At 64.9% G+C, this 26,666-nt stretch carries 26 protein-coding genes; 12 read left to right on the plus strand and 14 right to left on the minus strand.

Annotation, left to right across the window (positions count from 1 at the left end):
* The first annotated feature begins 11 nt into the window (after nt 1–11).
* From cydB to BMY12_RS12650, 3 genes are read left to right on the plus strand one after another with little or no spacing between them, the layout of a single operon-like run.
* Nucleotides 12–1,151 (plus strand): cytochrome d ubiquinol oxidase subunit II, encoded by a 1,140-nt coding sequence (gene cydB / locus BMY12_RS12640; RefSeq protein WP_093286714.1) that lies wholly within the window; start codon nt 12–14, stop codon nt 1,149–1,151.
* A 12-nt stretch (nt 1,152–1,163) separates the two neighbouring features.
* Complete coding sequence (gene cydX / locus BMY12_RS12645; RefSeq protein ID WP_093286717.1) at nt 1,164–1,283, plus strand: cytochrome bd-I oxidase subunit CydX; 120 nt, start codon at nt 1,164–1,166, stop codon at nt 1,281–1,283.
* On the plus strand, nt 1,280–1,561 hold the full coding sequence (locus tag BMY12_RS12650; RefSeq protein WP_245732490.1) for a cyd operon YbgE family protein: 282 nt from the start codon (nt 1,280–1,282) through the stop codon (nt 1,559–1,561). Before cydX ends, BMY12_RS12650 begins: the two co-directional genes overlap by 4 nt.
* A 10-nt stretch (nt 1,562–1,571) precedes the next feature.
* Here the strand turns inward: BMY12_RS12650 and BMY12_RS12655 are convergent, their stop codons facing one another.
* The gene (locus BMY12_RS12655) at nt 1,572–1,841 is read right to left on the minus strand and encodes a metal-sensing transcriptional repressor (RefSeq protein WP_093286823.1); all 270 of its coding nucleotides are present in this window, start codon (nt 1,839–1,841) and stop codon (nt 1,572–1,574) included.
* A gap of 210 nt (nt 1,842–2,051) precedes the next feature.
* Between BMY12_RS12655 and BMY12_RS12660 the strand changes: the two genes are divergently transcribed.
* The 4 genes from BMY12_RS12660 to BMY12_RS12675 are packed head-to-tail and all read left to right on the plus strand — an operon-like array spanning nt 2,052 to nt 4,481.
* The gene (locus tag BMY12_RS12660) at nt 2,052–2,492 is read left to right on the plus strand and encodes a YeeE/YedE family protein (RefSeq protein ID WP_177188981.1); all 441 of its coding nucleotides are present in this window, start codon (nt 2,052–2,054) and stop codon (nt 2,490–2,492) included.
* Nucleotides 2,489–2,947 carry a YeeE/YedE family protein gene (locus tag BMY12_RS12665; RefSeq protein ID WP_093286722.1) on the plus strand — a complete coding sequence of 153 codons (459 nt, stop codon included), beginning with the start codon at nt 2,489–2,491 and terminating at the stop codon, nt 2,945–2,947. Before BMY12_RS12660 ends, BMY12_RS12665 begins: the two co-directional genes overlap by 4 nt.
* A gap of 21 nt (nt 2,948–2,968) precedes the next feature.
* Nucleotides 2,969–3,664, plus strand: coding sequence for an MBL fold metallo-hydrolase (locus tag BMY12_RS12670; protein WP_093286724.1), 696 nt, complete (start codon nt 2,969–2,971; stop codon nt 3,662–3,664).
* 10 nt (nt 3,665–3,674) lie between these two features.
* On the plus strand, nt 3,675–4,481 hold the full coding sequence (locus BMY12_RS12675) for a sulfite exporter TauE/SafE family protein (protein WP_093286727.1): 807 nt from the start codon (nt 3,675–3,677) through the stop codon (nt 4,479–4,481).
* A gap of 13 nt (nt 4,482–4,494) precedes the next feature.
* Here the strand turns inward: BMY12_RS12675 and BMY12_RS12680 are convergent, their stop codons facing one another.
* A complete protein-coding gene (locus BMY12_RS12680; RefSeq protein ID WP_093286729.1) occupies nt 4,495–5,211 on the minus strand; it encodes an HAD-IA family hydrolase in 717 nt (238 codons plus the stop codon).
* Nucleotides 5,212–5,225: 14 nt separating this feature from the next.
* Nucleotides 5,226–7,271 carry a transketolase gene (gene tkt / locus BMY12_RS12685; RefSeq protein ID WP_218140180.1) on the minus strand — a complete coding sequence of 682 codons (2,046 nt, stop codon included), beginning with the start codon at nt 7,269–7,271 and terminating at the stop codon, nt 5,226–5,228.
* 210 nt (nt 7,272–7,481) lie between these two features.
* On the opposite strand from tkt, the gene BMY12_RS12690 reads away from it, so the two are divergent.
* Nucleotides 7,482–8,483, plus strand: a complete 1,002-nt coding sequence (locus tag BMY12_RS12690) for a LysR family transcriptional regulator (RefSeq protein ID WP_093286734.1) — start codon at nt 7,482–7,484, stop codon at nt 8,481–8,483.
* A 152-nt stretch (nt 8,484–8,635) separates the two neighbouring features.
* Here the strand turns inward: BMY12_RS12690 and BMY12_RS12695 are convergent, their stop codons facing one another.
* The 11 genes from BMY12_RS12695 to phoU form a co-directional block, all read right to left on the minus strand.
* Complete coding sequence (locus BMY12_RS12695) at nt 8,636–10,165, minus strand: ShlB/FhaC/HecB family protein (protein ID WP_093286737.1); 1,530 nt, start codon at nt 10,163–10,165, stop codon at nt 8,636–8,638.
* Between the two features lie 147 nt (nt 10,166–10,312).
* The gene (locus BMY12_RS12700) at nt 10,313–10,717 is read right to left on the minus strand and encodes a hypothetical protein (protein WP_143068948.1); all 405 of its coding nucleotides are present in this window, start codon (nt 10,715–10,717) and stop codon (nt 10,313–10,315) included.
* Between the two features lie 593 nt (nt 10,718–11,310).
* Nucleotides 11,311–12,726, minus strand: a complete 1,416-nt coding sequence (locus BMY12_RS12705; protein ID WP_093286742.1) for a ShlB/FhaC/HecB family hemolysin secretion/activation protein — start codon at nt 12,724–12,726, stop codon at nt 11,311–11,313.
* A 275-nt stretch (nt 12,727–13,001) separates the two neighbouring features.
* A complete protein-coding gene (locus tag BMY12_RS12710; RefSeq protein WP_093286745.1) occupies nt 13,002–13,472 on the minus strand; it encodes a hypothetical protein in 471 nt (156 codons plus the stop codon).
* 333 nt (nt 13,473–13,805) lie between these two features.
* Nucleotides 13,806–14,501, minus strand: coding sequence for a tRNA (adenosine(37)-N6)-threonylcarbamoyltransferase complex dimerization subunit type 1 TsaB (gene tsaB, locus BMY12_RS12715; RefSeq protein WP_093286747.1), 696 nt, complete (start codon nt 14,499–14,501; stop codon nt 13,806–13,808).
* Nucleotides 14,498–16,444: a DNA repair helicase YoaA gene (gene yoaA, locus BMY12_RS12720; protein ID WP_245732492.1), complete on the minus strand. Its 1,947-nt coding sequence runs from the start codon at nt 16,442–16,444 to the stop codon at nt 14,498–14,500. The genes tsaB and yoaA overlap by 4 nt, the downstream gene beginning before the upstream one ends.
* The gene (locus tag BMY12_RS12725) at nt 16,441–17,013 is read right to left on the minus strand and encodes a tetratricopeptide repeat protein (protein WP_143068949.1); all 573 of its coding nucleotides are present in this window, start codon (nt 17,011–17,013) and stop codon (nt 16,441–16,443) included. Before BMY12_RS12725 ends, yoaA begins: the two co-directional genes overlap by 4 nt.
* 64 nt (nt 17,014–17,077) lie before the next feature.
* Nucleotides 17,078–19,381, minus strand: a complete 2,304-nt coding sequence (gene mrcB / locus BMY12_RS12730) for a penicillin-binding protein 1B (protein WP_093286752.1) — start codon at nt 19,379–19,381, stop codon at nt 17,078–17,080.
* A 107-nt stretch (nt 19,382–19,488) separates the two neighbouring features.
* The gene (locus BMY12_RS12735) at nt 19,489–20,652 is read right to left on the minus strand and encodes a porin (protein WP_177188982.1); all 1,164 of its coding nucleotides are present in this window, start codon (nt 20,650–20,652) and stop codon (nt 19,489–19,491) included.
* Between the two features lie 211 nt (nt 20,653–20,863).
* Nucleotides 20,864–21,574: a DUF2057 domain-containing protein gene (locus BMY12_RS12740; RefSeq protein ID WP_177188983.1), complete on the minus strand. Its 711-nt coding sequence runs from the start codon at nt 21,572–21,574 to the stop codon at nt 20,864–20,866.
* A 116-nt stretch (nt 21,575–21,690) separates the two neighbouring features.
* Entirely contained in the window at nt 21,691–22,410 is a 720-nt protein-coding gene (gene phoU, locus BMY12_RS12745; protein ID WP_093286760.1) for a phosphate signaling complex protein PhoU, read from the minus strand.
* 218 nt (nt 22,411–22,628) lie between these two features.
* Here phoU and pstS point away from each other — a divergent pair, with 218 nt between their 5' ends.
* The 4 genes from pstS to pstB all read left to right on the plus strand — a co-directional run bounded on the left by pstS (nt 22,629) and on the right by pstB (nt 26,464).
* Entirely contained in the window at nt 22,629–23,678 is a 1,050-nt protein-coding gene (gene pstS, locus BMY12_RS12750) for a phosphate ABC transporter substrate-binding protein PstS (protein ID WP_093286762.1), read from the plus strand.
* 158 nt (nt 23,679–23,836) lie between these two features.
* Nucleotides 23,837–24,769, plus strand: a complete 933-nt coding sequence (gene pstC, locus BMY12_RS12755) for a phosphate ABC transporter permease subunit PstC (RefSeq protein WP_245732494.1) — start codon at nt 23,837–23,839, stop codon at nt 24,767–24,769.
* Nucleotides 24,769–25,626, plus strand: coding sequence for a phosphate ABC transporter permease PstA (pstA, locus tag BMY12_RS12760; protein ID WP_218140182.1), 858 nt, complete (start codon nt 24,769–24,771; stop codon nt 25,624–25,626). The genes pstC and pstA overlap by 1 nt, the downstream gene beginning before the upstream one ends.
* Before the next feature lie 55 nt (nt 25,627–25,681).
* Nucleotides 25,682–26,464, plus strand: coding sequence for a phosphate ABC transporter ATP-binding protein PstB (pstB, locus tag BMY12_RS12765; RefSeq protein WP_093286767.1), 783 nt, complete (start codon nt 25,682–25,684; stop codon nt 26,462–26,464).
* Nucleotides 26,465–26,666 lie beyond the last annotated feature (202 nt).

The raw sequence follows: 26,666 nt of genomic DNA on the forward strand, positions 1-26,666 counted from the left end.
GAGAGCCAACCATGCTCGACTATGAAGTTCTCAAACTGATCTGGTGGCTGCTGGTGGGCGTGCTGCTGGTGGGCTTCGCCATCATGGACGGCCACGACATGGGCGTGGGCACGCTGCTGCCCTTCGTCGGCCGTGACGATGTGGAGCGGCGCGTGGTGATTAATACCGTCGGCCCGCACTGGGACGGCAACCAGGTGTGGTTCATCACCGGCGGCGGCGCGATCTTCGCCGCCTGGCCGCTGGTCTACGCCACCGCCTTCTCCGGTTTTTACTGGGCGATGCTGGCGGTGCTCTGGGCCTTGTTCTTCCGTCCGGTGGGCTTTGATTACCGCAGCAAGATCCACGACGCGCGCTGGCGCAGCACCTGGGACTGGGGCCTGTTCATCGGCGGCAGCGTGCCACCGCTGATCTTCGGCGTGGCCTTCGGCAATCTGTTCCAGGGCGTGCCCTTCCATTTCGACGAAAACATGGTGCCGTACTACACCGGCAGCTTCTGGGCCCTGCTCAATCCCTTTGCGCTGCTCTGCGGCGTGGTGTCGAGCGCGATGATCACGGCGCATGGCGCGGTGTATCTGAGCCATCGCACGGAAGGGCTGATTCAGGCACGCGCGATGCGCGCCGCCTATGGCGCGGGTCTGGTCACGCTGCTCAGCTTCAGCCTCGCGGGTGTGTGGCTGGCCATGGGCATCGACGGCTACCAGCTGACCTCGGCAGTGGACCCGGGCGCGGTACTGGATCCCACGCGCAAGAGCGTGGTGCGCAGCGCCGGGGCCTGGCTCGCCAACTACAAGGCCATGCCGGTGACCATGGTGATTCCGGCGCTGGCCTATCTGGGCATGCTGCTGGCGTTCGCCATGTTGCGCGCCGGCCGCACCGGCATCGCCTTCATCTGCTCATCCCTGACGCTGACCGGCATCATCGGCACGGCGGGCCTGTCGCTGTTCCCGTTCGTGATGCCTTCGTCCTCCAATCCCGGCCACAGCCTCACGGTCTGGGATGCGGTGTCCAGCCATCTGACGCTGGCGATCATGTTCTGGGCCGCGCTGATCTTCACCCCCATCATCATCGCCTACACCGCCTGGTGCTATCGCGTGATGAGCGGCAAGGTCACGGCCGAGCACATCCGCCGCAACGAACATTCCGCCTACTAGGAGCGCAACGCCATGTGGTATCTGACCTGGGTATTGGGCGTGGGATTCGCCGTGCTGCTGGCCATTCTCAACGCCATGTGGGGTGAGAACGAGGAAAACCGCGAGGAAGCGGCCAAAAACCCCGAAGCATGAAAACGCAAGACCAGACGGCTGCGGGTGCTGCGATGAACTGGCCGCTGCTGCTGCTCGGCATCGGCCAGATGTTGCTGTACACCGTCTGGCCACGGCTGTTTGCCGACGCACAAGGCCACGCCGATCACCTCGCCGCCACCCTGGCGGGCGCGGCGATGGCCGCCTGCATCGTGCGCGGTGTGGGCTATCGCCCGCAGACCGTCTGGATTGCCTGGTTATTTTCGCCGGCCGCAGCGCTGCTGTTCCTGGCGCTGCTGGCCGCGCGCCTGCTGCGGTAAAGCCGAGGCTTCAGCCGTATTTGGCGAGCAGCTTGCCGACTTGCGTGCCGGCCTGGCGCGCCGCCGACACATTCGGTGCCTGCTGGATTTCCATTTCCATGCTGCAGGCGATCATTTCATAGAAAGACCGGTCCAGCGCCCGCCGCGCGGCGGCCAGCTGCTGGGCAACCGCTTCGCACTCTGCACCTTTTTCGATCATGCCCTGAATCCCGCGGATCTGCCCTTCCACACGGCGCAGGCGCGCGATCAGATTACGTTGGTGCTCTTCTTTGCTGGTCATGGCCATCATCTGGATTCGAAGCTCAAGATCACAAGCTTAGAACCTCCGCGCCGATTGCGCACGCCAGCTTGTGGCGCCGGATCACAATATGCATCGACATTTTCAGAACAGAGCCCGCAACGCGCCGGCGGACCCAACATCGCGACGCCCTCCTCCTATACACTGCCCAGTATCCAATTAGCTTCAGAGATCATTTTCGGGGGGTGCCGCATGCAGATCGTGGTGGACAGTCACAGCTGGTTGCTGGCCGCGGCGGGAGGCGTGCTGATCGGCTCGGCCTCGGCGCTGCTGCTGTGGTGGAACGGCCGCATTGCCGGCATCAGCGGCATTTTTGCCCTGCTGTTTCTCGGACAGCGCAGCGGCGCCGACCGCCTCTGGCGCGGGCTGTTCCTGCTCGGCCTGATCGTGGGCGCCACGCTGTGCAGCCGTCTGCTGGCGACCGCCCCGCTCGACTACCGCGCGGCGGACTATCCCCTGCTCGCCGCCTCGGGACTGCTGGTCGGCGTCGGCACGCGCATGGCCAATGGCTGCACCTCGGGTCACGGCGTCTGCGGGCTGGCGCGTTTTTCGCGGCGCTCGCTGCTGGCCACGCTGTGCTTCATGTCTGCGGCGATGCTGACCGTGTTCGCGATCCGGAGTCTGAGCGCATGAAACTGAAACTCTTCGGGGCCCTGCTCTCCGGTCTGCTGTTCGGCGCCGGCCTGGCCATGGGCGGCATGACCGATCCGCACAAGGTGCTGGGCTTTCTCGACATCAGCGGCCGCTGGGATCCCTCGCTGGCCTTCGTGATGGGCTGCGCGCTGCTGGTGACGATTCCGGCTTTCGCGCTGGCACGCCGTCGCGGCGCCCAGCCGCTGGGCGACGAGCGCTTCCATCTGCCGACACAGCAGCGCGTGGATGCGCGGCTCATCATCGGCTCGCTGCTGTTCGGTCTGGGCTGGGGTATCGCCGGACTCTGCCCGGGCCCGGCGATCGCCAATCTGGGGGCAGCACCGCTGGCCATGCTGGTCTTCGTCAGCTGCATGGCCGCAGGCATGTGGCTGCACGACTGGCTGGACGCGCTGCCCAGCGCGCGCGGCCTGCACACCCGCAATCATCTCTCCTGATCCAGAACCCCCGCGCGACTCATGCTGCTGCGCCAACTGTTCGAACCGGTCTCCAGTACCTACACCTATCTGCTCGCCTCGGCGCGCGGCCGCGAGGCCTTGATCATCGATCCGGTGCGCGAGCAGCTGCCCCTGTACCTGCAATTGATCCGCGAGCTGGACCTGAAGCTGGTGCGCGCCATCGACACGCACACCCATGCCGATCACATCACCGCCCTGGGCGAGCTGCGCACCCACACCGGCTGCGTGACGGTGATGGGCCAGTACACCAAGGCCGAATGCGTATCGATGCGGGTGGCCGACAACGAGCTGATCGATGTCGATGGCATCCGTCTGCGCGCGCTTTACACTCCCGGGCACACCGATGAATCCTTCAGCTTCCTGCTCGATCCCGCGCAGCCCAAGGCAGTGTTCACCGGCGATGTGCTGCTGATCCGCGGCACCGGCCGCACCGACTTCCAGAACGGCGATGCCGGCAAAAGCTGGGATTCGATCACGCAGCGGCTGTTCACCCTTCCCGATGACACGCTGGTGTATCCGGCACACGATTACCGCGGGTTCACCGCCTCCTCGATCATCGAGGAGAAACGCCACAACCCGCGCCTGGCGGGCAGGACGCGCGCGGAATACATCGCCGTCATGCAGGCACTGAACCTGCCCAATCCCAAGCTGATGGACATCGCCGTGCCGGCCAATCTCGCCTGCGGCAAGGCTTGAGGCGTTCATCATGCTTGCAGCGGCGCTGGGACTGCTGATCGGCCTGCTGCTGGCCCTGACCGGTGCGGGCGGCGGCATCCTGGCCGTGCCGCTGCTGATCTTCGCGCTGGACTGGGATGTGGCACACGCCGGGCCGGTAGCGCTGTTCGCGGTCGGCGCCTCGGCGGCGGTGGGCACTTATCTGGGACTGCGCGCCGGCATCGTGCGCTACCGCGCGGCGTTTCTGATTGCCGGCAGCGGCGCGCTGTTCACGCCGCTGGGCGTCTGGCTGGCGCATCGCCTGCCTGCCGCGCCGCTGGCGCTGGGCTTTGCCGCCGTGCTGCTGCATGTGGCGCTGCGCCTGTTTCGGCAGGCCAGCGCGCAGCTGCGCGGTGAGGCCACGGACGCGCCCGATGCCACCGCCTGCAGGCTGGATCAGGGCACCGGGCGCTTTCGCTGGACCGCACGCTGCGCGCGCACGCTGATGAGCACCGGCGCGCTCACCGGCCTGATGTCGGGACTGCTGGGCGTTGGCGGCGGCTTCGTGATCGTGCCGGCACTGCGCCGCAGTACCGATCTGCCGATGAATGCAATCGTGGCCAGCTCACTGATGGCCATCGCGCTGATCTCCGGCGCTGCGGTGTTCAGCTCGGCGCTGGCCGGCCACCTGCAATGGCAGGTGGCGCTGCCCTTCGCTGGCGGTGCCATCGCCGGCATGCTCGGCGGCCGCGCCCTGGCGGCGCGACTGGCCGGACCACGACTTCAGCAGGGTTTCGCCGTGGTGTCCGCGCTGGTGGCCCTGGGCCTGATCACCCGTACCCTGCTCGATCGGTCATAAGCCGAAGCCGCACTCACTCGGCGCCGGCCCGCGCGCGGTCGTGCCACACCGGGCTGCGCGAGCGCATCGCCGGCAGCAGATCCACCATGGTGGAGATCACGCGGTCGGCGCCCAGATCCGTGGCGCGCTGCTGGCGACGATATCCGTAGGACACCAGCCATACCGGCACATCGGCATTGCGCGCCGTGGCCACATCGATTTCCGAATCACCCACCAGCACCGCACGCGGCGGCACCACGCGCAGATGCGCGAGGCTGCGCTGCACCGCCAGCGGTGAAGGCTTCTTCTCGGGGAAGGAATCGCCGAACACCTGCAGGTCGAAGAGCTTGTCCAGGCGATGCGAGACCAGCAGGCGCTTGGCGTAGACCGATTCCTTGTTGGACACCAGCACCATCGGCACGCCGCGGCGCTTGAGCGTCTCCAGCGTCTCTTCCACGCCCGGATACAGGCGGCTGCGCGAGCCGCTGATGTTGCGGTAGTTGCGCGCGAATTCCAGCATCACCGTATCCAGCGCCAGATCGCGGGCATGATCCTTCACCGCGGCCAGGGCCTGCTCGACCAGCGCGCGTGTGCCGTGGCCGATCCAGCCGCGCACCGTCGCTTCGTCGGCGGCCGGCAGGCTGAAGTGCCGCAGAGTGGTGTTGACCGCATCGGCCAGCTCCGGCGCGGTGTCGATCAGCGTGCCGTCCAGATCGAACAGCACGGCTTCGTATTGAGCATTCATGGTCATGGCAGTGGTGGCCCTTAGTTGATGGAACGCACGATGAGAGTGGGTTCGGCGGCGGATGGTGCGGCGCCGGTGCGTACGCGGCTGCGTGCCACCTCGGCGACGCGCGCCGCCGTGATGCCGAAATAATCCATGAGCTGCGCAGCGGGTGCCGACTCACCAAAATCCTCGATGCCCACCGCCGCGCCTTCCAGGCCCACGTACTTGCGCCAGAAATCGGGATGCGCGGCTTCCACTGCCACACGCGGCAGGCCCGGCGGCAGCACACTGGCGCGCCAGCTGGGCTCCTGGGCGTCGAAGCGATTGGTGCAGGGCATGGAGACCACGCGCGCACCAATGCCATCCTCGGCGAGCAGCGATTGCGCGGTCAGCGCCACCGCAATCTCGGAACCGGTGGCCATCAGCACCACCTCCAGCGGCAGCTTCGACTCGGACAGCACATAACCGCCGCGTGCGATATCGGCTTCCTGCTGCGCATCGCGCCGGCAGGACTGCAGGGCCTGACGCGAGAGCATCAGCACCGAAGGGCCTTCGCGACGCTCCAGCGCGCAGCGCCAGGCCATCGCCGTCTCCACGCCATCGCAAGGACGCCAGACCTGCAGATGCGGAATCAGACGCAGGCTGGCGGCATGCTCCACCGGCTGATGCGTGGGGCCGTCTTCGCCAAGACCGATGGAGTCATGGCTGAGCACATAGATCACGCGCAGGCGCATCAGCGCGCTCATGCGGATCGCGTTGCGCGCGTAATCGGAGAACACCGCGAAGGTGCCGCCGTAAGGAATCAAGCCGCCATGTGCTGCAATGCCGTTCATGGCCGCAGCCATGCCGAACTCGCGCACGCCGTAGCTCAGGTAGCGCCCGGCAAGCTTGCCGGGCAGCACGCGCGGCGCCTCATGCCAGTAGGTGTTGTTGGACTCGCTCAAATCCGCCGAACCGCCGAACAGCTCCGGCAGCGCGGGCGCACAGGCATTCAGCACATGCTCGGAAGACTTGCGCGTGGCTTCCGGCTTGGTTTGCGCGCGGCGCTGCGCCAGCGCCTGCTCGGCCAGCTGCGGCCAGCTCTCCGGCAGCTCGCCACGGATGCGGCGCTTGAATTCAGCGGCCAGCTGCGGATGCGCACGCTCGTAGCGATACAGCATCGACTCCCAGTCGTAATGCAGCTCCTCGCCTTCCTCGCGCTTGTCCCAGTGCGCGTAGATCTCCTGGGGAATCATGAAGGGCGGGTGCTTCCAGCCCAGCGCTTCCTTGGCGCGCGCCACACCTTCACTGCCCAGGGGCGCACCGTGTACCGAAGCCTGCCCGGCCTTGTCCGGACTGCCGTAGCCGATCACCGTCTTGCAGATCACCAGCACCGGCTTGCCGCTGCGCGCGCGCGCCGAAACGATGGCGCGCATCAGCGCCTCGGCATCGTGCCCGTCGACATCGCGGATCACGCGCCAGCCGCAGGCTTCAAAGCGTGCGGCAGTGTCATCGGCAAACCAGTTGTGTACCGCGCCGTCGATGGAGATGCCGTTGTCGTCGTAGAACACCACCAGCTTGTCCAGGCGCAGCGTACCGGCCAGCGAAATCGCTTCCTGTGAAATGCCTTCCATCAGGCAGCCATCGCCGGCGAAGACATAGGTCCAATGATCCACCAGCGGGAAGTCGGGGCGATTGAACTCAGCCGCCAGCAGCTGCTCGGCCAGCGCCATGCCCACGGCATTGCCCAGGCCCTGGCCCAGCGGGCCGGTGGTGGTATCCACGCCCGGCGTAAGACCGTATTCGGGATGACCGGGCGTGCGTGAATGCAGCTGCCGGAAGCGGCGCAGCTGCTCGATGGGCAGATCGAAACCGCTCAGATGCAGCAGTGCATATAACAGCATCGAACCGTGACCGTTGGACAGCACGAAGCGATCACGATCAAACCAGTCCGGATGCGCCGGATCGAACTTCATGAAGTTGAGCCACAGCACTTCGGCGATATCCGCCATGCCCATGGGCATGCCGGGATGTCCGGACTTGGCCGCCTCCACCGCGTCCATCGCCAGTGCCCGCAGGGCATTGGCCGCCTGGCGGCTGCTCACTGCGGCTCTCATCTTCGCTACGTCCACTCCACTCTCCTCGAATCGTTCGCCAACTCAGCATCGCGTTTCGTAACAGGCTTGCGGTGAGCGCCCCAACTGCGTTCTGATGCGCTTCAAGACACCGCCCTGCGCGGCAATGAGTCGATACTAGGTTTGGCCCAGCCGCAGCGGCCATTCACGTTTTCTGATGCCGGGCATAAGGAGAGCCTGATGCTTCACGTAACAGTGCGACAGCTCAAGGTATTCACCACGGTGGCGCGGCTGCTCAGCTTTGCGCGCGCGGCCGAGGAACTGCATCTGACGCCGCCCGCGGTGTCGATGCAGATCAAGCAGCTGGAGACCCAGATCGGCCTGCCGCTGTTCGAACGCGGCGCCACCGAGGTACGGCTCACGCTGACCGGTGAATTCCTGCTGGTGCATGCACGCCGCATGCTCTCTTCGCTCAAGGATGCCGAAGACCTGGTGGCCAAGCTCAGGCGTGTGGAAACCGGCCGCATCACCCTGGGCATGCTCGCCACCGCCAAGTACTTCCTGCCGCATCTGCTCGCGCACTTCCTGCGCGATCATCCGGGCGTGGAGTTCTCACTGATCGAGGGTAACCGCCAGCAGCTGGTGGACCTCCTGCATCGCAATGAAGTGGATCTGGCGGTGATGGGCCGTCCACCGCAGGAACTGGAGACACAGGCCGAACCATTCGGCGAACATCCACTGGGCATCATCGCCTCGCCCAATCATCCGCTGACCCGGCTGCGCGAAGTCTCGCCCGAACAGCTGGGCAGCGAGCCTTTCATCATCCGCGAAACCGGCTCCGGTGCGCGTGTTTCCATGGAGGCCTTCTTTCGCGAAACCCGCATCCGTCCGCCGGTGCTGATGCAGATGGCCAGCAACGAAAGCATCAAGCAGGCGGTGATGGCGGAAATGGGCATCGCCTTTCTGTCGCTGCATACCGTCGGCGCCGAGTTGCAGTACGGCATGCTCAAGACGCTCAATGTGCCGGGCCTGCCGATCATCCGCCACTGGCATATCGCGCATCGCCGCGCACGCACACCCTCGCCGGTGGCCGAAGCCTTCCGCTGCTTTCTTCTGGAACACGGCAAGGCGCTGCTCGAAGAACGCTTCGCCAGCGTTGCCGCCTCATCGCCCGTCAGAAGCAAGCCCGCCGGCAGCAAGCCCAAAGCAGCCCAGAAGCCAGGCCGCTCGCGCCGCCGCTGACAGCCGCGCAGCGCCAGACCCGGCCTGCCCAGCGGCTTTCAGCAGGCCGGCGTAAAACTCGTGTGCATCAGCCCTGCGCCTGGGCTCTGGAGATTCAGGCGCGCAGCAGCGCCTCGCGGCAAACGCTCATGGAGATCTTTGGCCGCGCCCTGTCAGTATTCGACGGTGGCACGGAAGTACAGCAGGCCCCGCTCGGCGCTCGGCGACAGCGTGTCGCGACCGGAGCTGTACACCTCGCGGGTCGCCGAAACCGTGAAATTGAAAAACCGCGAGGGCATCACGCTCAGCTTGGCGCCGACATCGGCCAGGGCGGCCGTATGTTCGGGTCGGTTGTCGTGGCCGGTATGCGCGTAACGCGACACACCGTATTCGGCAAACAACGAGGGCTCGAAGCCCACGCCGTAGTACCCAAAGGCCTCGCGGTGCAGCTTCAGCGCCAGCAGCGTGCCGACATCGCCAATCGCAGCACCCGGCAGATATGCATAGAGATTGCCGGGACCGCCCAGCACCCACTGCTGCTGCTCGGGCAGACGCTCCGTGGCCAGCTGCCCCGTCATGCTGAATGAATAGTCCCAGTAATCACGGAAATACTGCAGCGCGAGCGCCGGACGCAGCAGGTAGTAGTCGAGCTTTGCATCGGTCTGCGCGGGATGCGCCTTGCCAAGACCTGCCTGCAGTTCCGTGCCCAGTTTCAGACTCAGGCGCGAGCTTTCGAAAGGCAGCACCCTTGCGTAGGCGGGCACCATCGAGACGGCCGGATACCGTTCATCCTGCAATACAGCGTCGGTCTCGGCATCGCGCGTGTTTTTGCGGAACAGTTCGCCGCGCAGCTGCAGATTGAACTGGCTGAACAGATTCGCATGCAAGGGCACGGACCAGGATCCGCCCCAGCGTTCGATCTGCTGATTCAGGCGCTGGCCGCCCGGACGCGCCTGCGCCCTTGCGTAGTCGCCGCCGAGGTCAAAGATGCCCAGGCGGCCGACATGACTGAAGCTGGCACTGAGCGTGTGATAGGGCCCAACCGTCGGTTCCCGGTCGCCGAGATTGCGCAAGCCCATGCCCGCCGCAAGGCTGGCCTGATCGCCGCTGGCCAGTGCGTAACGCGCGCTGACACTGCCCTGATAGCGTCCGGCATATCGGGTGCCGAAGTTGTTGAGATCGGCGCGCAGCTTGCCGCGCGCGGCAACGCGGCTGGGTTTGTGAATCACCAGAATCTCACCGCCATCCCCGGCGGGCTGCAGGTCCAGAGCCACGGCCTCGCCGGCGCGGTCCGCCTGCGCGCTCGCCAGCGTCAGGCGCGGGGCCAGATCCGTATCGCGCAGCGGCTTGCGGCCCGCCAGATCGCGAAAATAGGAAAGATATCGTCCCGACTCGTCACGCACCGAGCTGATCCAGCCGGCACGGATCACGATGAAGACATCGTGTCCGGCAATGGCGAAATACACCCGGGCGGCCGGATAGCCGTTTCGATAGTAAAGCACCTCCAGCGAAGCCAGCGCCGCCTCCAGCGAATCGGCATCGTGCAGCGCACCGGCGATGGCGCCCTCATACAGGCTTCGCTCCACCGATAGGTGCAGCAGCTTGTCCTGGAATGACAGGGTCTCATGCCCTTGTGTTGCGGCTTGCAGCTGCGCCACGGGCTTCATGGCGGGCAATGCGGGCGGCGGCAGATCGACAGGCATGCCTGGGCTCCAGCGGGAGGAAATGAGCCAGCAGCCTGCGCGAGAAGCCTCGGGTGGTTCAGCCGCCCGCTGCGTTCAAGCCTCGAATCTCGAGCAGGCTGCGCAAAGAAGGCCGCCCGCAGGCGGCCTTCTGGTACCGCCGGATGCTCAGAAGCTGGACGAGGAGGTGCGCTGGAAGCTGGAGCTGAAGCCGTCGGTGCCGTTGAAGCTCCACTGCGAGGAGCTGTGCCAGCTGGTGGCACCGATCGTCAGATCCGAAGAACCGGAATGGTTCAGATCGAGCTTCAGGCTCTGCTGCAGCTTCGTCGTCAGCTCCGAGGTCTGACCCAGCACCGTGCCCAGCAGCGAGCTGCGCTGCTGCGCGGCCGCCTGCTGATTCAGGCTGTCCGCCAGACCGCCGGTCAGGTCCGCAACAGCACTCAGCGTGTTGATGTTCAGCGTCGTGGTGTTGTCCGCGCTGTGCCCGCCGGTGATTCCCAGAAGCGCCAGCGGGCCGGCAAAGGCAGAACCACAGAACATCGCCATCGCCGTTGCAATCAATGCTTTTTTCATTTGAAACTCCTTGGATAACATTTATGGGTGTCGATTGAGGGCCACGCGATATCGCGCCTCAAGGTTCCTGCAAACCTCTTTGCGCCTGTGAAGCTATGCGCGCCAGCATTGGCCCCTGGAAGCTACCGGGCCATCGCGGAGCGGCCATGGTGATGACTGGGATCGTCATCGCCAGTGACTCCATTCCGTGGCAGGCCCTCGTCCGAAGAACAAGTGCGCTCATATCAGCTGTCCATTCTGCAAATGAAAGACGATACGGCATTGATCTAGCGTCAATGCACGATACGCAAAGATTGGCTTTTTTGAAAATACGTCACCCAGGCCGTTACGCGATGAGTCTTCAGCCGGCGCCCGTATTTTTTTCCACGGCGTTTCACTACGCGGCGAAAACAAAAGAGGCCGCCCGCAGGCGGCCGCTTCACGGCCAATGATCCGGCGTTCAGAAGCTCGAAGAAGATGCGCTGGCGAGGGGTGTGGTGAGTCCGTTGTGAGCGGACACGCTCCGCTCGGAATCAGCCGGCAAGCGATGGACGCATCCCGCCGGCACGGGAAACCGCAGCTTTGTCTCCCGGCGCGGATGCGCGCTGCGCCTTCTAGTATTCGAGCGTGGCGCGAAAGTAGAGCATGTTGCGCTCCGCGTTCGGCGAGAGCGTGTCTTTCTTCGAGGCATGCAGTTCGCGGGTGGCGGAGACCGTGCAGTTGAAGAATCGCGTCGGCATGATGCTCAGCTTGAGCCCGGCATCCGCCAGCGAGGCAATGCCATCCGGCCGGTTGCCGCTGCGCGCCTGCACAAAGCGCGAGCTTCCATACTCGATGAACGCAGAGGGCTCGAACCCCACGCCGTAAAAACCGAAAGCGCTGCGATGCAGCTTGAGGCCCGCCAGGCCGCCGACGTCGCCAACCGCCGCGCCGGGCAGATAGGCGTACATATTTCCCGGACCGCCCAGCACCCACTGCTGCTGTTCGGGCAGGCGATCACTGGTCAACTGGCCACGCAGACTCAGGGACAGATCCCAGTAATTCCGGAAGTACTCCACGGCCATGGCCGGCCTCAGCAGGGTGTAGTCCATCTGCGCATTGCTCAGCTCAGGCGCGCCGGGCTTGAGCCCTTGCTGCAGATCGATGCCCAGCTTCAACATCAGATGTGATTTGTCGAACGCCACCATGCGCGCGTAACTCGGCGTCACGGTCACCGCCGGATAACGCTCCTCCTGCAGAAGCGTGTCGCTCGCATCATCGCGGGTACTCTTGTAAAACGCCTCGGCGCGCAACTGCAGATTGAACTGCGTGAAAAGATCGGCGTATAGCGGTTTTGCCCACGACAATCCTGCGCGCCAGATGTCCTGATTCAGGCGCAGATTGTCCGGTCGCGACTGGGCTTTTGCGTAGTCGCCGCTGAGTTCGAGGATGCCCCAGGGCCCTACGTGGCCCAGGCTCGCGGCGACTGCATGATACGGCCCCACGGTGTCGTCCCGGGCCAGATCGCGCAAGCCGGTGCTGACGCTGACGCTGGCCTGATTGCCAGACAGCGTGGCATAGCGCGCGCTGAGGCTGCTTTGATAACGGCCTGCATAGCGATTGCCAAAGTTGTTGAAGTCCGCGCGCAGCCTGCCCTGTCTTTCGATCTTGTTGGGCTTGCCGATCAGCAAGGCCTCCGAGCCGTCCGGCAGGAACTCGAAGCTCAAAGGCACATCCACTCCGGCACGATCCGCCTGTTCGCTGGCCAGGCTCACCCGTGCGCCCAGATCGGAAATCTCCAGCGGCTTGCGTCCGATCAGATCGCGGAAGTAGCGGGCATAGTGCTCCGATTCCCCACGCAGTTCCTTGATCGAGCCCACCCGGATCAGGATGTAGACATCGTGGCCGTCCACGGCAAAGTGCAGACGGGTCGCGGGAAAGCCTTCCCGGTAATAGAGAACCTCGATGGCCGCCAGTGCCTCTTCCAGAGACTCAGCCGGCTTGACGACCTCGGCGATTGCATCCGGCCACAGCCAGCGGTCGGCGGACAAGTGCAGAAGTTTCCCCCGAAACGAAAGGGTTTCGCGGAAACGGTGAGCGCCTTGCAGACTTGCCGATGACTCCATAACGGGCAAGGCGGGCTGCGGCATGTCGACTGGCATGGTCATTCTCCGGCTCATGGCAAAGATCGGAAGAGGCGCCTGCTGAAAAAAGGGCGCGCTTCCGGCGGAGAACAAGCATCCTTTCCAGTCCCCCTGGAAAACCCGACAGCTTTTTTTGAAGAGGCCGCCCGAGGGCGGCCTCTATGACGTCTGCCGTCGGGAGCTCAGAAGCTCGAAGACGAGGAACTTCCAAACGTGGTGGTGAAGCCGTTGGCACCCGACACACCCCAGTCAGCGAAGGTATGCAGATTGGAATCGCCAACCACCAGATCGGAGGAACCCGAGTGGCTCAGATTGAGCTTGAGGCTCTGCTGAAGACGCGAGGTCAGACCGGACGTCAGACCGAAGACCGATCCCAGCAAAGTCACCCGCTGGGTTGAACCGCTGCCGGCATCACCAGTTCCTCCTACATCCGACGACGATGAATCGCTGGAGGACGTCTGACCGCTCTGATTCAAGCGGCTGGCGAGATTGCTCGTCAGATTGGTGACTGCGCCCAGAGGATTGACCTTGAGCGTCGTGGTGTTGCTGCCACTGTGGCTGCCGCTGATGCCGAGCAGATTCAGGGGACCTGCAAAAGCGGAGCTGCAGAAAGTCGTTATCACCGCAGCGATGAACACATGTTGCTTTTTCATCTAAAACTCCTTGCGAACTATAGGCAGTCATTTGCATGACTGGGGGGGCCTACGCCCGGGACATTTGCAACTTCCCATGGCGTGAGCCCAGAGTTACGCAATCGTTTTTCTCCGTAAAGCTTCGTCTTCGCCCGCTGGGGGGTTGCAAAAATACCTTTTATCGGTGTAGCGAAAGCGGGCTGGAACTTTTGGATGTTCTGCCTACACGCTTGTAGGAAATTCGCCAGTGCCCCCTATCGGTTCTCCTGACGCCCCAGCCGGAGTCCGCACTGCGGCTCGGCATCAGCCCGGATGGTGGTGGCTGCGGGAAAACCAGGCCAGCCCGCTTCAGCCTCAGGAGGTACGCGCGCGCTGCTCGATCAGCGTCAAGGCCACCTTGTTGCGCAGGTACAGAGGAGACAGCTGTGCGGCGCCGATGGTTCGTCCGGCGCGCAATTCCGGCAGCGCGATACGCAGCGCCTGTTCGGCCTGTGGCAGGGCCTGTGCATCGATCTGGCTGAGCTGGGCGGCGCTGGCGGCGCGCAGCGAGTCTTCGTAGCGCTGCCAGCCACTGCCGACGGCGGCCCATGAACCCTCATGCCGCGGCACCTCCCGGGGCGCGCAGACGCGCGGCTCGCCCAGCAGTGCCGGCAAGCCAGCAGCGTCGCGCACGTAGGCGGCGAAATAGACCTCGTCCATCCGCGCATCGATTGCACACAGCACCCGCTCCTGGCCTTGCGCCATCGCCGCAGCCGCGAGCATGGCCAGCGAGCTGACGGCGACCACCGGCCTGTCCTGCGCCAGGGCCAGGCCTTTGACGAAGCTCACACCGATGCGCACGCCGGCGAAGCTGCCGGGCCCCACGCCGCAGACGTAAGCGTCGAGCTGGCCTGGCGACAGCCCGGCCTCGGCCAGCAGGGACTGGAACATGGGCAGGAGCTGCTCGGTATGGCTGCGACCGGCGCAGACGAAGCGGCTCAGGCGCTGCTCACCGATCTGCAGCGCCAAGCTGCAGGCTTCGGTGGCGGTATCGACGGCCAGGAACTTCATGCGGAAATCTCTTTGAGGAATGCACAGGCGGCTTCGGCTTCGCGCAGCTGCGGCATCGGCGGCAGGCTGGCCAGCACGCGCCGCCCATAGCTCTTCTGCGTGATGCGCGGATCGCAGAGCATCAGCAGGCCCCGATCCGAGGGATCGCGGATCAGACGCCCGGCGCCCTGGCGCAGCATGACGATGGCCTCGGGCAGCTGCAGCTCGAAAAACGGCGTGCCGCCGCGACGCCGGATCGCCTCGATGCGCGCTTCGTACACCGGATCGCCCGGCGCGGCGAACGGCAGACGGTCGATGATCACCAGGCGCAGCGCCCTGCCCTTCACGTCCACGCCTTCCCAGAAGCTGGCGGTGCCGACCAGCACCGCATTGCCGTCCTCGGCAAAGGCATCCAGCAGCGCCGAGCGGCTGTCCTGCCCCTGCACCAGCACGCGCTGCCTGAGCGTGGTGCCCAGGCGCTCGCCGATCTGACGCAGCGCGCGATGGCTGGTGCAAAGCACGAAGGCGCCGCCGCCGCCGGCCTGTATGAGCGGCGTGATCGCGTTGCAGACCGCCAGGCTGTAGCCCGGATCATTGGGCTCGGGCAGCCCGCGCGGCAGATACAGGCGCGCCTGCTGCGCGTAGTCGAACGGGCTGTCGAGCTTGAGCGCATCGGCCTCTTCCAGGCCCAGCGCGCGCTGGTAATGCGTGAAATCCTCGCCCAGGGCCAGGGTGGCGGAGGTGAACACCCAGGTGCCGGGATAGCGCTCCCGCATGCGGCGAAAGTCCTCGGCGACCTCGATCGGCGTGGCATTGAGGCTGCCGCCGCGCAGCAGTCCCTCCACCCAGCGCACCTCCTTGCCTTCTTCTTCGGGCGCTTCGTCGAGCACGTGATTCCAGCTTTCCAGCAGATTCGCCGCGCGCTCCAGCACGGCAGCCAGCTCGGCATTGCGCTCTTCCAGCGGCGCGAGCTGCTGGCGCAGCGCGCTCAGCGACTCGCCGACCAGATCCAGCACGCGGTGCTGCGCCGGCCCCTGCGCGAAGCGCGGCAGCGGCAGGCGCGCAGCACCGCCGCCGAGCACGGCGATGAACAGCTGCTCCAGCTGCGTCACATCGGCTGACAGGCGCTGCGCGGTCTCGGCCAGCTGCGGCAGATCACCGCAGTTATTGGTTTCCAGCAGAACATCGCGCGCCAGTTCCTGCAGCTGCCGGGTCGAGACGCGGCGCCCGAAGAAATCCGCCGCCAGATCGGGCAGCTGATGCGCCTCGTCGATGATCACCGCATCCACGCCGCTCAGAATCTGGCCGAAGCCCTTGTCCTTGAGCATGAAGTCGGCCAGAAGCAGATGGTGATTGATCACCACGACATCGGCGGCCTGCGCGGCGCGACGCGCCGCCACCACATGGCATTTCTCGAAATCCGGGCAACGGCTGCCCAGGCAGTTGTCGGCAGTGGAACTGATCTGTCGCGCCAGCGCCTCGTCCTCACGGTCGTCGCCGAGCAGCGCGCCCAGTTCGGAGAGTTCGCCGGACTGCGTGCGCCGCGCCCAGTCCTCCACCGCCCGCAAGCGGTCCTCCGCCCAGCGCAGCTGCGCCTGACCACGCGCGCGCTTCATGCGATACAGGCAGAGGTAATTGGCGCGGCCCTTGAGCAGGGCGATGCGCCCGCCGGTGCGCAGCACCTCGCGCACCCGTGGCAGGTCGCGATGGAACAGCTGGTCCTGCAGGGTTCGGGTGCCGGTGGAGATCAGGGTGCGCTGGCCCGACAACAGCGCCGGCACCAGATAGGCGTAGGTCTTGCCGGTACCGGTACCGGCCTCCACCACCAGGGCGCGACTCTGCGCGTAGGCCTGCATGATGGCCGCGGCCATCTGCTGCTGCGCGGCGCGCGGCGCAAAGCCGGGAAGCTGCGCGAAAGGGCCTGCAGGGCCGAGCAGCTGCGCGCAGTCGTCGGGCTCGCTCACCCGCCCGCCGCCGCACTGAGCCGGGCCTGGATGGCATCGGCCGTGGCCTGCGCCTCCTGGGCGCCAGCCTTGTCGCCGCTCGCCTGGCGGGCGGCGGCGATGGTTTTCCAGTTTTCAAGGCTCACGTAGAGATTGCCGTGCGACAGCGCATTGGATTTGGCCGCCATCGACTCGGCCTGCGCATAGTTCTGCTGCCCCAGATAGGCCTGGCCCAGCGCCGACCACACGAAGTAATTGCGCGGCTCGATGCGCAGCGCGCGCTCCAGAACGCCCGCAGCGCGGTCCGGCTGCTTGGCCCCCATGTAGGCCCGAGCCTGCTTCATCAGCGAGCTGACCGCGCCGCCGCTGATGTCCTCGGCGCTCCTGGGGCCGCTGACCGGCGACGGCGCCGGCAGCACGCGCGGCGTTGCCGGCGGCGGCGGTGGCGGCAAGGGCTGGATGACCGGCTCCGGCACGGTGGGATAAACCTGATGCGTGCCACTCATGGACTGGCAGGCGGCCAGCACCAGGGCACAGAGCAGAAGCGGGCTGGAGCGAAGTGCGGCGGCGATGCGAGCGTTCGATGGCATGCGCGAATTGTAATTTATACCGCCCACCGTGCCGCCTTCACGCAAATCACAGTTGCCGCCGCGGTCAATTGCCGAAGATGTCGCGCAACCACTTCAGCGGCGCCGACAGCGGATTCTGGCCCGTGCACGGTGCCCACTCCTGTGGGGCGCTGTCGCCCAGATAAGGCACGCTGAAGGCATTGCCGCAATGCTCGTCGGCGCGCAGGCCGCTGGCCGGCTCGATCAGCACCTCCTCCACCCCCGCCGGCGGCACCGGATCGATGCTGCGCACATGCAGATCGCGCATCACCCGCGCCCAGATCGGCAGCGCGCCCGCCGAGCCGGACAGGCCGGTGCTCTGGTTATCGTCGCGGCCCACCCAGATCACGGTGACACGGTCGGCGCCGAAACCGGCGAACCAGCTGTCGCGGTAATCGTCGGTGGTGCCGCTCTTGCCGGCGACCACGGTATCGGCCGGCAGCAGACTGTAGGCGGCGCGGCCGGTGCCGAGCTGCATGACCTTCTGCAGCGCCCAGGTCAGCAGGTAGATCGGCCCTTCCGGCAGCGTCTGGCGCACCTGCAGCGGGAAACGTTTCAGCGGCTGGCCTTCCTTGGTCTGCACCTCGCGGATCGCCGAAGGCGGCGCCTGGAAGCCGCCGGCGGCCAGCGTGCCGTACATCTGCGCCACTTCCAGCGGCGAGGCGTCCACCGCGCCGAGGAAGATCGAAGGCAGCGCCTTGGCATCACCGCTGTAGCCGGCGGACTGCATGGTCTTGAGCACCGCCGCCGGGCCCAGCTCCAGGCCCAGATGCACGGTCGGCAGATTCAGCGACTGCGCCAGCGCCATGTACAGATGCTGCGGCCCGTGCAGCTGCTTGTCGTAATTGCGCGGCGCCCACAGCGCGGCACCGGCCTGACGCACCTCGATGGGCTCATCGGGCAGCACCGTTTCCAGGTTGTAGCGCTCCGGCTGCTGCAAGGCGGTGAGATAGACGAAGGGCTTGGCCAGCGAACCGATGGAGCGGCGCGAATCCAGGGCCCGGTTGAAGCCCGGATAACGCAGGTCGCGACCACCGACCAGCGCCAGCACCTCGCCGCGATCCGCGCTGGTGATCACCCCCGAAGCCTGCAGCAGGCCGGGCTTGATGCGCCGCGCCTTCTCCAGCTGCGGCAGTACGTCCAGCACATGCGTCTCCAGCACCTCCTGGGCGTGCGGGTCCAGGGTGGTGAAGATGCGCAGGCCCTCGTTGGTGAGATCCTCGTCCTTGTACTGCTGTTCCAGCTGGCGCTTGACCAGCTCCACGAAGGCCGGGTAGCGCTCCACGCCACCGCCACGTCCCCCCACCACGCCCAGCGGCATGGCCAGGCTCTCGCGGTACTCCTGCTCGTTGAGCAGACCTTCGTCGCGGAATACCCCCAGCACCACATTGCGCCGGTCCAGGGCGCGCTGCGGATTGCGCCTGGGGTTGTAGTAGGACGCGCCCTTGACCAGACCCACCAGCAAGGCGACCTCGTGCGGCCGCAGCTCGCTCAAGGGTTTGTTGAAATAGAACTGGGCTCCCAGGCCAAAGCCGTGCACGGCGCGGTTGCCGTCCTGCCCCAGGTGCACCTCGTTGAGATAAGCCTCGAGGATTTCATCCTTGCTGTAATGGCTCTCCAGCAGCACCGCCATCAGCGCCTCGTTGATCTTGCGATCCCAGGTCTGGCTGCTGCTGAGGAAGAAATTCTTGATCAGCTGCTGGGTGATGGTGCTGCCGCCCTGCACCACATGCCCGGCGCGCAGATTGGCGAAACTGGCGCGCAGGATGGCCTTGATGCTGACACCGGCGTGCGAGTAGAAGTCGTGATCCTCCACCGCGACCAGGCCCTTGGGCACCAGCGCCGGCAGATCGCTGAGCTTGATCAGCACGCGATCCTCGCCCTGCTTGGGGTAGATGCTGCCGATCAGCATCGGGTCCAGGCGCACGATGTCGCGCTCCTGGCCGCTGTCGCCGTCGCGCACCGAACTGAGGCTGTTGCCGGTGAAGCTGATGCTCAGCTTCTGTGGTGCCTGTGCACCATCCCAGAAGGCAAAGCCGCGCAGCTGCACCTCCAGACGCTGGCCGGCAAGACGATAAGTGCCCGCCGCCGGCAACTCCGCGTCCTGGCGATAGCCCAGGCGATCCAGCTCATGCGCCAGCTCCGCGGCACTCAGGCCCAGCCCCGCATACAGCTCCTGCGGCGCGGCATAGACCTGCGCCGGCAGCGCCCAGCGCGCGCCGGCAAAACGCTGCCGGATCTGGCCGTCGAGCTTGATCAGATAAGCGGCCAGCAGCACGCCGCCGACGCTCAGCAGGAGCACCAGCGCGGACACCAGCAGGAGGCCGAGCTTGCGGGAGAATGAAGCCATGAGCCGCGCAGTTTAAAAGAAACCTGGCGCCGCCGCGCGCACGCGCAAAGAAAAAGCCCGGCGCAAAGGCCGGGCTCGAAACAGGTTTCCAGTGAGGACTGGGAAACTCAGAAGGTAAACACCACACCCAGTCCAAAAGCCGTGGTCTTGGGATCCGTCACCGCCGTGGTCGGCGAGGTCAGGCTGATGGTGCGATCCTTGTCCTGATACTGGATGTAGTACAGCTGCGTCGTGAAAGCCTTGTTGAGTTTGTAGTCGATGCCGAAGGCCATCAGGTCGCGCTTGATGTCGCTGTAGTCGGCCTTGGTCTGGCCGTACTCGGCCTTGAGCTTGAAGGCTTCGATGCTGTAGCCCGCGCCCACCAGATAGGTGGTCTCCTTCAGCTCGCTGGCGGTGGCCGAAGTGGCGCTGCCCTTCTGGTCAATACCCTTGGCCTGCTGGAACAAGGCATTGAGTTCGAGGTCGACGATGGGCTTGACCGCACCGACCACGCGCAGGATGTCGACGCCAGCGGACGACGCCTGCGTGGCGATCGGCGTAGGCACCGAAACACTGGCCTTGCCGTCCACCTTCAGGCTGCCGGGTTCATTGGCGGCATAGGACACCGAGCCGAAGAGCATTTCGTTTTCGAACACCAGCGAGGCGTAATAGGTGTCGGCAATCGACTTGTCCACGCTGTTCGTATCGTCCAGCGCCGTGCGGCCGCCACCCGGCACCACGGCCAGATTCACGGTCAGCGCCTCGGCAATCTTCGGCGAGGTGTAAACGATGATGTTGTTGATGCGGGTTTCGCCCACCATCAGATTGGTGTCATCGCCGATGCCTTCGTCGTTGAACTGGTCGGCCTTCTCGCCGGCGAGCTTGAGCGGCGTGTCAATGCGACCGGCCTTGATGGTGCCGAACCCGCCCTGCAGACCGACGAAGATATTGCGCTGGCTGAAGGTGCTCTGCGCCGTGCTGCCACCACCGACCGCTTCGGAACCAAAGGGATTGACGCCATACTCGAGCTGGAAGATGGCTTTCAGATCACCCACGCCCAATTCGGTGTCGCCCTTGAAACCCAGGCGCGAGGAATTGTTCTGATCGTGCAGGCTCCAGGTGCTGTCGGCATATTTCACGCTGCCGGCAGTCTGCTGGCTGCTGTTGGTGCCGTTTGAGCTCGTGATACCGATCTCATCCTTCTGATCGTCCAGACCGACATTGAACTTGCCGTACACCTTGACGTCGGCAAAAGCCGCGCCCGGCAGAACGAATGCGGTGCTGATTGCCATTGCCAACAGATTTTTTTTCACGCCTAGCTCCCTTGCATTACATCTGATGATTGATGTTTGCGCCGTGCGGCGCGGCCTTGCTACCGCGACCGCCCTCAGCAGACGGCCGGCAGTATCGGAAGCGATCATGAAGCTTTCTTGACAGACTCATTGCAGCCACATGTCGCAGATGACAATCCGCCGCAGGAGTCGCGCGGCGGCGTGCGGACTTTCACGGCTGCGCCGCAACCCAGCGCAGGAACTCACGGCGTTCCTCGGCATTGGCCTGTTTCCACCACACGCGCATCAGTTCTGCATATCGGCCATTGTCCGCAGGCACGGTGCCGGCAGGCGAAGGCGTAGGCGACAGCCCCGGCGCAGCCGTTACAGCAACTGTCGACAGGGGAGCCACGACATTGCGCTTGGCTTCGCCTGACGCTGCGGCGTCGGGGACCAGCTCACCGCTGTTGGCCAGCGAGCCGAGCAAACCACCGGTGAACTTGAGACCGCTGGCCTGTGAGGCGACGCGGCTGCCGTCAGCCTGATCTTCAATCCAGCCGCTGAAACCGCTGGCCAGGGCCTTGGCTTGTTCATAACGACTGGGCAACTCATAGCCGGCGCGGTAACGATGTCCGGCGCGCGCGTCCAGCACGAACAACGCAGGGCTGGAGCGCAGGACATCATGCTCACCGCCGCTCTCCCAGACTTCGCGATAGAAGATGAGCAGCTCATAGCGGCCCGGCGCCAGCTCCAGCCGCTTGTCGCCGCCCTTGAGCATGCCACTGGCACCCTTGATCTCAACACCGTTGACGCGTGCCACCTCCAGCGCTTCCGGCATGCTGAGTGTTGCCACTTCTCCAGCTGGACGCGGCGCGCCCTCGTAGAGCCGTACGGGGGTGCCGCTGCAAGCCAGAAGAAAGCTTGGCAACAACAGCAGCAGCATGCGAATCCGCATTCTCAAGGCGCACTCTCCATATAGAAGTAATTAGTGACGCGACCAAGCAAAAACGGCTGCGGCAGTGTGCCGCAGCCGTTGGAAAAAGCAATAACCCGATGGAGTTATCCCTTCACTTCCTTCTCCATCGATTCGATGGAGAGGTGGCGTACGTCCTTGCCCTTGACCAGATAGATGACGTACTCGGAGATGTTCTTGGCGTGATCGCCGATGCGCTCCAGCGCGCGAGCACTCCAGACGATGTCGATCACGCGGCCGATGGTGCGCGGATCTTCCATCATGAAGGTGATGCACTGACGTAGCAGGGCTTCGTATTCGCGATCGACCTCGCGATCCTGGCGCGCCACTTCCAGCGCGGCCTCGGCGTCCATGCGCGCGAAGGCATCCAGCGCATCGCGCACCATCTGCGATACCTGCCGTGACAGATGCTGCACCTCGCGCATGTGCTCGTGGATGCGCTCCTGCGAGGACAGGTCGATGGCCATGCGCGCGATCTTGCCCGACTCATCGCCGATGCGTTCCAGATCGGTGATGGTCTTGATCACCGCGTAGACCAGGCGCAGGTCGGAGGCGGTGGGCTGACGGCGGGCGAGAATGCGCGAGCACTCCTCGTCGATGGCCACTTCCAGCTGGTTGATCTTGTAGTCGTTGCGCGTGACCTGTTCGGCCAGCGTCGCATCAAAGCTCATGAAGGCGGTGGTGGCGTCGACGATCTGCTGCTCCACCAGCCCGCCCATGGCCATCACGCGCTGGCGCACGTCCTCCAGCTCGGCATTGAACTGGCTGGAGATATGCTGGCGGAATATCGGTCGATCCTTATCCATGACGCGGGCTGTCCCTCGGCGTGTATCGTGGTTTGTAAAACTATAGACGCGGCGGACGGCATTGCCCAGCCGGCGGCGCAACTCTGCGTGAAGCGAATGACAGTTGCATGACAAACCCGGCCCAGGCAGGCTGAGCCGCCCCTTGCAGGCCGGCCACTGCAACGAAACTGTAAAAAAGCGCCGATAAGCTCGCCGCCATTCAACCAGGAGTGCCTTTGATGAGTCTCTTTCGCAAGCCTTTGCTGACCACGGCCGGCCTCGTCGCCGGCGCCGTGCTCGCCTGCAGCGCGTTTGCCGCCGACATCTCCGGTGCCGGCGCCACCTTCCCGTACCCGATCTACGCCAAGTGGGCGGACGCCTACAAGAAGGAAACCGGGGTGGGCCTGAACTATCAGTCCATCGGTTCGGGTGGCGGCATCAAGCAGATCAAGGCCAAGACCGTGACCTTCGGCGCCACCGACAAGCCGCTGAGCGCGGATGAGCTCGAGGCCGCCGGCCTGACGCAGTTCCCGATGGTGATGGGTGGCGTGGTGCCGGTGGTCAATCTCAAGGGCATCACCCCGGGCCAGCTGGTGCTGGACGGCCGCACCCTCGCCGATCTCTTCCAGGGCCGCATCACCAAGTGGAACGATGCCGCCATCGCCAAGCTCAACCCCGGCGTCGCCCTGCCCAAGACCGCCGTGGCCGTGGTGCATCGCTCGGACGGCTCGGGCACCACCTATAACTTCACCTACTACCTGGGCGAAGTCAGCGAGTCCTGGCGCGTGAACGTGGGCGTCGAAGCCTCCGTGGAATGGCCGGTGGGCATCGGCGGCAAGGGCAACGAAGGCGTGGCCAACATGGTGACGCAGACCGACGGCGCCATCGGCTACGTCGAGTACGCCTACGCCAAGCAGAACAAGATGACCTACACCAAGATGATCAACAAGGACGGCAAGACCGTGGCTCCGGATGCGGACACCTTCGCCGCCGCGGCCGCCAACGCCGACTGGAGCAAGGCCAAGGCTTTCCGCCTGATCCTCGCCAACCAGCCGGGCGCCAACAGCTGGCCGATGACCGCCGCGACCTTCATCCTGGTCTACAAGCAGCCCGAGAAGACGGATGATGTGGCCGCCGCGCTGAAGTTCTTCGACTGGTCGTTCAAGAAAGGCTCGAAGATGGCCGATGAGCTGGACTACGTGCCGATGCCGGAGAGCGTGGTGAAGCTGGTGGAAGCCAGCTGGACGGCGAACATCAAGGACAAGGCGGGTCAGCCGCTCTGGAAGTAAGACGGCTCTGGCGGGGAAGACCTGTGGGCGGTCTTCCCCGCTTTGCTTCATACGGCGCGCACAGCCGTTAAAATCCAGGCATTACTTCATAAAGGTTTTTCCGGGGAATCCGTGTGAATACCGCCGTCAACGCGATCGGCAGTCAGGCGGGAGCGATCTTGAATCGCAACCGCTTCTGGGACGCGATTTTGCGCAGCCTCACCCGCGCCTGCGCGATCATCGTGCTGCTGATGCTGGGCGGCGTGATCGTGGCCCTGGTGGAGGGCTCGCTGCCGGCACTCAAGGCCTATGGCCCCGGCTTTCTCACCACCCAGACCTGGAATCCCGTCACCGAACGCTTCGGCGCCGCCGCGCCGATCTACGGCACCCTGGTCACCGCTTTCATCGCCATGCTGATCGGTGTGCCGATCAGCATCGGCATCGCCGTATTCATCACTGAACTCTGCCCGCGCCCGCTGCGCCGGCCGATCAGCACCGCCATCGAACTGCTGGCCGGCATCCCCAGCATCATCTACGGCATCTGGGGCCTGTTCGTGCTGGCACCGCTGCTGCAGCGCACGCTGCAGCCGGCGCTGATCGGCGCTTTCCAAGACGTCCCCTGGCTCTCGGAGCTGTTTGCCGGCCCGCCCTACGGAATCGGCATTCTCACCGCCGCCCTGATTCTCAGCATCATGGTGCTGCCCTTCATCACCTCGATCACCCGCGATGTGTTCGAGACGGTGCCGTCCATGCTCAAGGAGTCCGCCTATGGCCTGGGCTGCACGACCTGGGAAGTGGTGCGCCACATCGTGCTGCCCTATACCCGCGCCGGCGTGATCGGCGGCGTGATGCTGGGCCTTGGCCGCGCCCTGGGCGAAACCATGGCGGTGACTTTCGTGATCGGCAATGCGCATCGCATCAGCCACTCACTGCTGGCGCCCGGCACCACGATCTCCGCCAGCATCGCCAATGAATTCACCGAGGCGGTGGGCGATCTCTACACCTCCTCGCTGATCGCCCTGGGCCTGATTCTGTTCGTGATCACCTTCATCGTGCTGGCCGGCGCCCGCCTGCTGCTGCTGCGCATGCAACGCGCCGAGGGGCGTCGCTGATGAACGTCCAGTCCATGTCCTTGTACAAGCGCCGTTATCGGCGCAATCAGCTGGCAATGCTGCTGGCCAATCTCGCCACCCTGCTCGGCCTGGCGGCGCTGGTGTGGATTCTGGCCACGCTTTTCATCAAGGGCTTCGGCGGCCTGCATCTGAACGTGTTCACGCAGAACACACCGCCACCCGGTGATGACGGCGGCCTGCTCAACGCGATCTTCGGCAGTCTGGTGCAGACCGTGGTCGCGACGCTGATCGGCACCCCGATCGGCATTCTCGCCGGCACCTATATGGCCGAGTACGGCCGCAATACCAAGCTTGCCACCGTGGTGCGCTTCATCAACGACGTGCTGCTGTCGGCGCCGTCCATCGTGGTTGGCCTGTTCGTCTACGAGATGATGGTGCAGCCCATGGGTCACTTCTCGGCCTGGGCGGGCTGCGCGGCGCTGGCGATTCTGGTGCTGCCGGTGGTGGTGCGGACCACGGAGGACATGCTGCTGCTGGTGCCCGACAGCCTGCGCGAAGCGGCCAGTGCCCTGGGCGCACCGCGCTGGCTGGTGATCCGCAAGGTCTGCTACCGCGCTGCCCGTGCCGGCCTGATCACCGGCACGCTGCTGGCCGTGGCGCGCATCAGCGGCGAAACCGCGCCGCTGCTGTTCACGTCTCTCAACAACCAGTTCTGGAGCACCGACATGAACGCGCCGATGGCGAATCTGCCGGTGGTCATCTTCCAGTTCGCCACCTCCCCCTACGAAGACTGGCAGCGCCTGGCCTGGGTCGGCGCGCTGCTGATCACCCTCGCTGTACTTGCCTTGAACGTCGTGGCACGCTCGCTGTCGGGCGCCAAGACGCAGGATCGTTGAACGCGCCATGGCCACCGACATGCAGACCCGACCGAACGTGGAATTAAGCAAAGCAATGCTGCCCGAACCGCCCGCCGAGGAATTGCGCGAGAAGGTCGCGGTGCGCAATCTGAATTTCTACTACGGCGAACACCGCGCGCTGAAGGACATCTCGCTGACGCTCTACGACCGCAAGGTCACGGCCTTCATCGGCCCCTCCGGCTGCGGCAAGTCCACGCTGCTGCGCGTGCTCAACCGCATGTACGACCTCTATCCGGGTCAGCGTGCGGAAGGCGAGGTGATGCTCGAGGGCGAGAACATTCTCGACCCCAAGACCGATCTCAACCTGCTGCGCGCGCGCATCGGCATGGTGTTCCAGAAGCCCACGCCGTTTCCGATGTCGATCTACGACAACATCGCCTTTGGCATCCGCCTCTACGAAAAGGTGCCGAAGTCGGAAATGAACGACCGCGTCGAAGATGCGCTCAAGCGCACCGCGCTGTGGGACGAGGTGAAGAGCAAGCTGCACGCCTCGGGCCTGGGCCTGTCGGGCGGTCAGCAACAACGCCTGTGCATCGCGCGCTCGATTGCCGTGCGCCCCTCCGTCCTTCTGCTGGATGAGCCCACTTCTGCGCTGGATCCGATCTCCACCGCCAAGATCGAAGAGCTGATCTATCAGCTCAAGGTCGACTACACCATCGCCATCGTCACCCACAACATGCAGCAGGCCGCCCGTGCCGCCGACTTCTCGGCCTTCATGTACCTGGGCGAGCTGGTGGAATTCGGCACCACCGACCAGGTCTTCACCAAGCCGCGCGAGTCACGCACGGAAGACTACATCACGGGTCGTTTCGGCTAAGTGCCGGTACGCAAACCGGCCGACCGTCTGCCAGCTGCGACGGTCGGCTTTTTTTGTTTCCGGCGACGGTGCACTTGTGTTGAGTTGAACGTCGAATTTCCCGCACGCAAAAGAAAAACCCCGATGCATTTGGCATCGGGGTTTTTGGTTTAAGACCCTGGCAGTGTCCTACTCTCACATGGCAGCTGCCACACTATCATCG

Origin of the sequence: Solimonas aquatica, from assembly GCF_900111015.1 — a bacterium.
Classification (GTDB): domain Bacteria; phylum Pseudomonadota; class Gammaproteobacteria; order Nevskiales; family Nevskiaceae; genus Solimonas; species Solimonas aquatica.

What these genes read in the sequence shown, in the direction of transcription:
- cydB (WP_093286714.1), top strand. Translation starts at nt 12, where the DNA reads ATGCTCGACTATGAAGTTCTCAAACTGATCTGGTGGCTGCTGGTGGGC.
- cydX (WP_093286717.1), top strand. Translation starts at nt 1,164, where the DNA reads ATGTGGTATCTGACCTGGGTATTGGGCGTGGGATTCGCCGTGCTGCTG.
- BMY12_RS12650 (WP_245732490.1), top strand. Translation starts at nt 1,280, where the DNA reads ATGAAAACGCAAGACCAGACGGCTGCGGGTGCTGCGATGAACTGGCCG.
- BMY12_RS12655 (WP_093286823.1), bottom strand. Translation starts at nt 1,841, where the DNA reads ATGACCAGCAAAGAAGAGCACCAACGTAATCTGATCGCGCGCCTGCGC.
- BMY12_RS12660 (WP_177188981.1), top strand. Translation starts at nt 2,052, where the DNA reads ATGCAGATCGTGGTGGACAGTCACAGCTGGTTGCTGGCCGCGGCGGGA.
- BMY12_RS12665 (WP_093286722.1), top strand. Translation starts at nt 2,489, where the DNA reads ATGAAACTGAAACTCTTCGGGGCCCTGCTCTCCGGTCTGCTGTTCGGC.
- BMY12_RS12670 (WP_093286724.1), top strand. Translation starts at nt 2,969, where the DNA reads ATGCTGCTGCGCCAACTGTTCGAACCGGTCTCCAGTACCTACACCTAT.
- BMY12_RS12675 (WP_093286727.1), top strand. Translation starts at nt 3,675, where the DNA reads ATGCTTGCAGCGGCGCTGGGACTGCTGATCGGCCTGCTGCTGGCCCTG.
- BMY12_RS12680 (WP_093286729.1), bottom strand. Translation starts at nt 5,211, where the DNA reads ATGACCATGAATGCTCAATACGAAGCCGTGCTGTTCGATCTGGACGGC.
- BMY12_RS12690 (WP_093286734.1), top strand. Translation starts at nt 7,482, where the DNA reads ATGCTTCACGTAACAGTGCGACAGCTCAAGGTATTCACCACGGTGGCG.
- BMY12_RS12695 (WP_093286737.1), bottom strand. Translation starts at nt 10,165, where the DNA reads ATGCCTGTCGATCTGCCGCCGCCCGCATTGCCCGCCATGAAGCCCGTG.
- BMY12_RS12700 (WP_143068948.1), bottom strand. Translation starts at nt 10,717, where the DNA reads ATGAAAAAAGCATTGATTGCAACGGCGATGGCGATGTTCTGTGGTTCT.
- BMY12_RS12710 (WP_093286745.1), bottom strand. Translation starts at nt 13,472, where the DNA reads ATGAAAAAGCAACATGTGTTCATCGCTGCGGTGATAACGACTTTCTGC.
- tsaB (WP_093286747.1), bottom strand. Translation starts at nt 14,501, where the DNA reads ATGAAGTTCCTGGCCGTCGATACCGCCACCGAAGCCTGCAGCTTGGCG.
- BMY12_RS12725 (WP_143068949.1), bottom strand. Translation starts at nt 17,013, where the DNA reads ATGCCATCGAACGCTCGCATCGCCGCCGCACTTCGCTCCAGCCCGCTT.
- mrcB (WP_093286752.1), bottom strand. Translation starts at nt 19,381, where the DNA reads ATGGCTTCATTCTCCCGCAAGCTCGGCCTCCTGCTGGTGTCCGCGCTG.
- BMY12_RS12735 (WP_177188982.1), bottom strand. Translation starts at nt 20,652, where the DNA reads ATGGCAATCAGCACCGCATTCGTTCTGCCGGGCGCGGCTTTTGCCGAC.
- BMY12_RS12740 (WP_177188983.1), bottom strand. Translation starts at nt 21,574, where the DNA reads ATGCTGCTGCTGTTGTTGCCAAGCTTTCTTCTGGCTTGCAGCGGCACC.
- phoU (WP_093286760.1), bottom strand. Translation starts at nt 22,410, where the DNA reads ATGGATAAGGATCGACCGATATTCCGCCAGCATATCTCCAGCCAGTTC.
- pstS (WP_093286762.1), top strand. Translation starts at nt 22,629, where the DNA reads ATGAGTCTCTTTCGCAAGCCTTTGCTGACCACGGCCGGCCTCGTCGCC.
- pstA (WP_218140182.1), top strand. Translation starts at nt 24,769, where the DNA reads ATGAACGTCCAGTCCATGTCCTTGTACAAGCGCCGTTATCGGCGCAAT.
- pstB (WP_093286767.1), top strand. Translation starts at nt 25,682, where the DNA reads ATGCTGCCCGAACCGCCCGCCGAGGAATTGCGCGAGAAGGTCGCGGTG.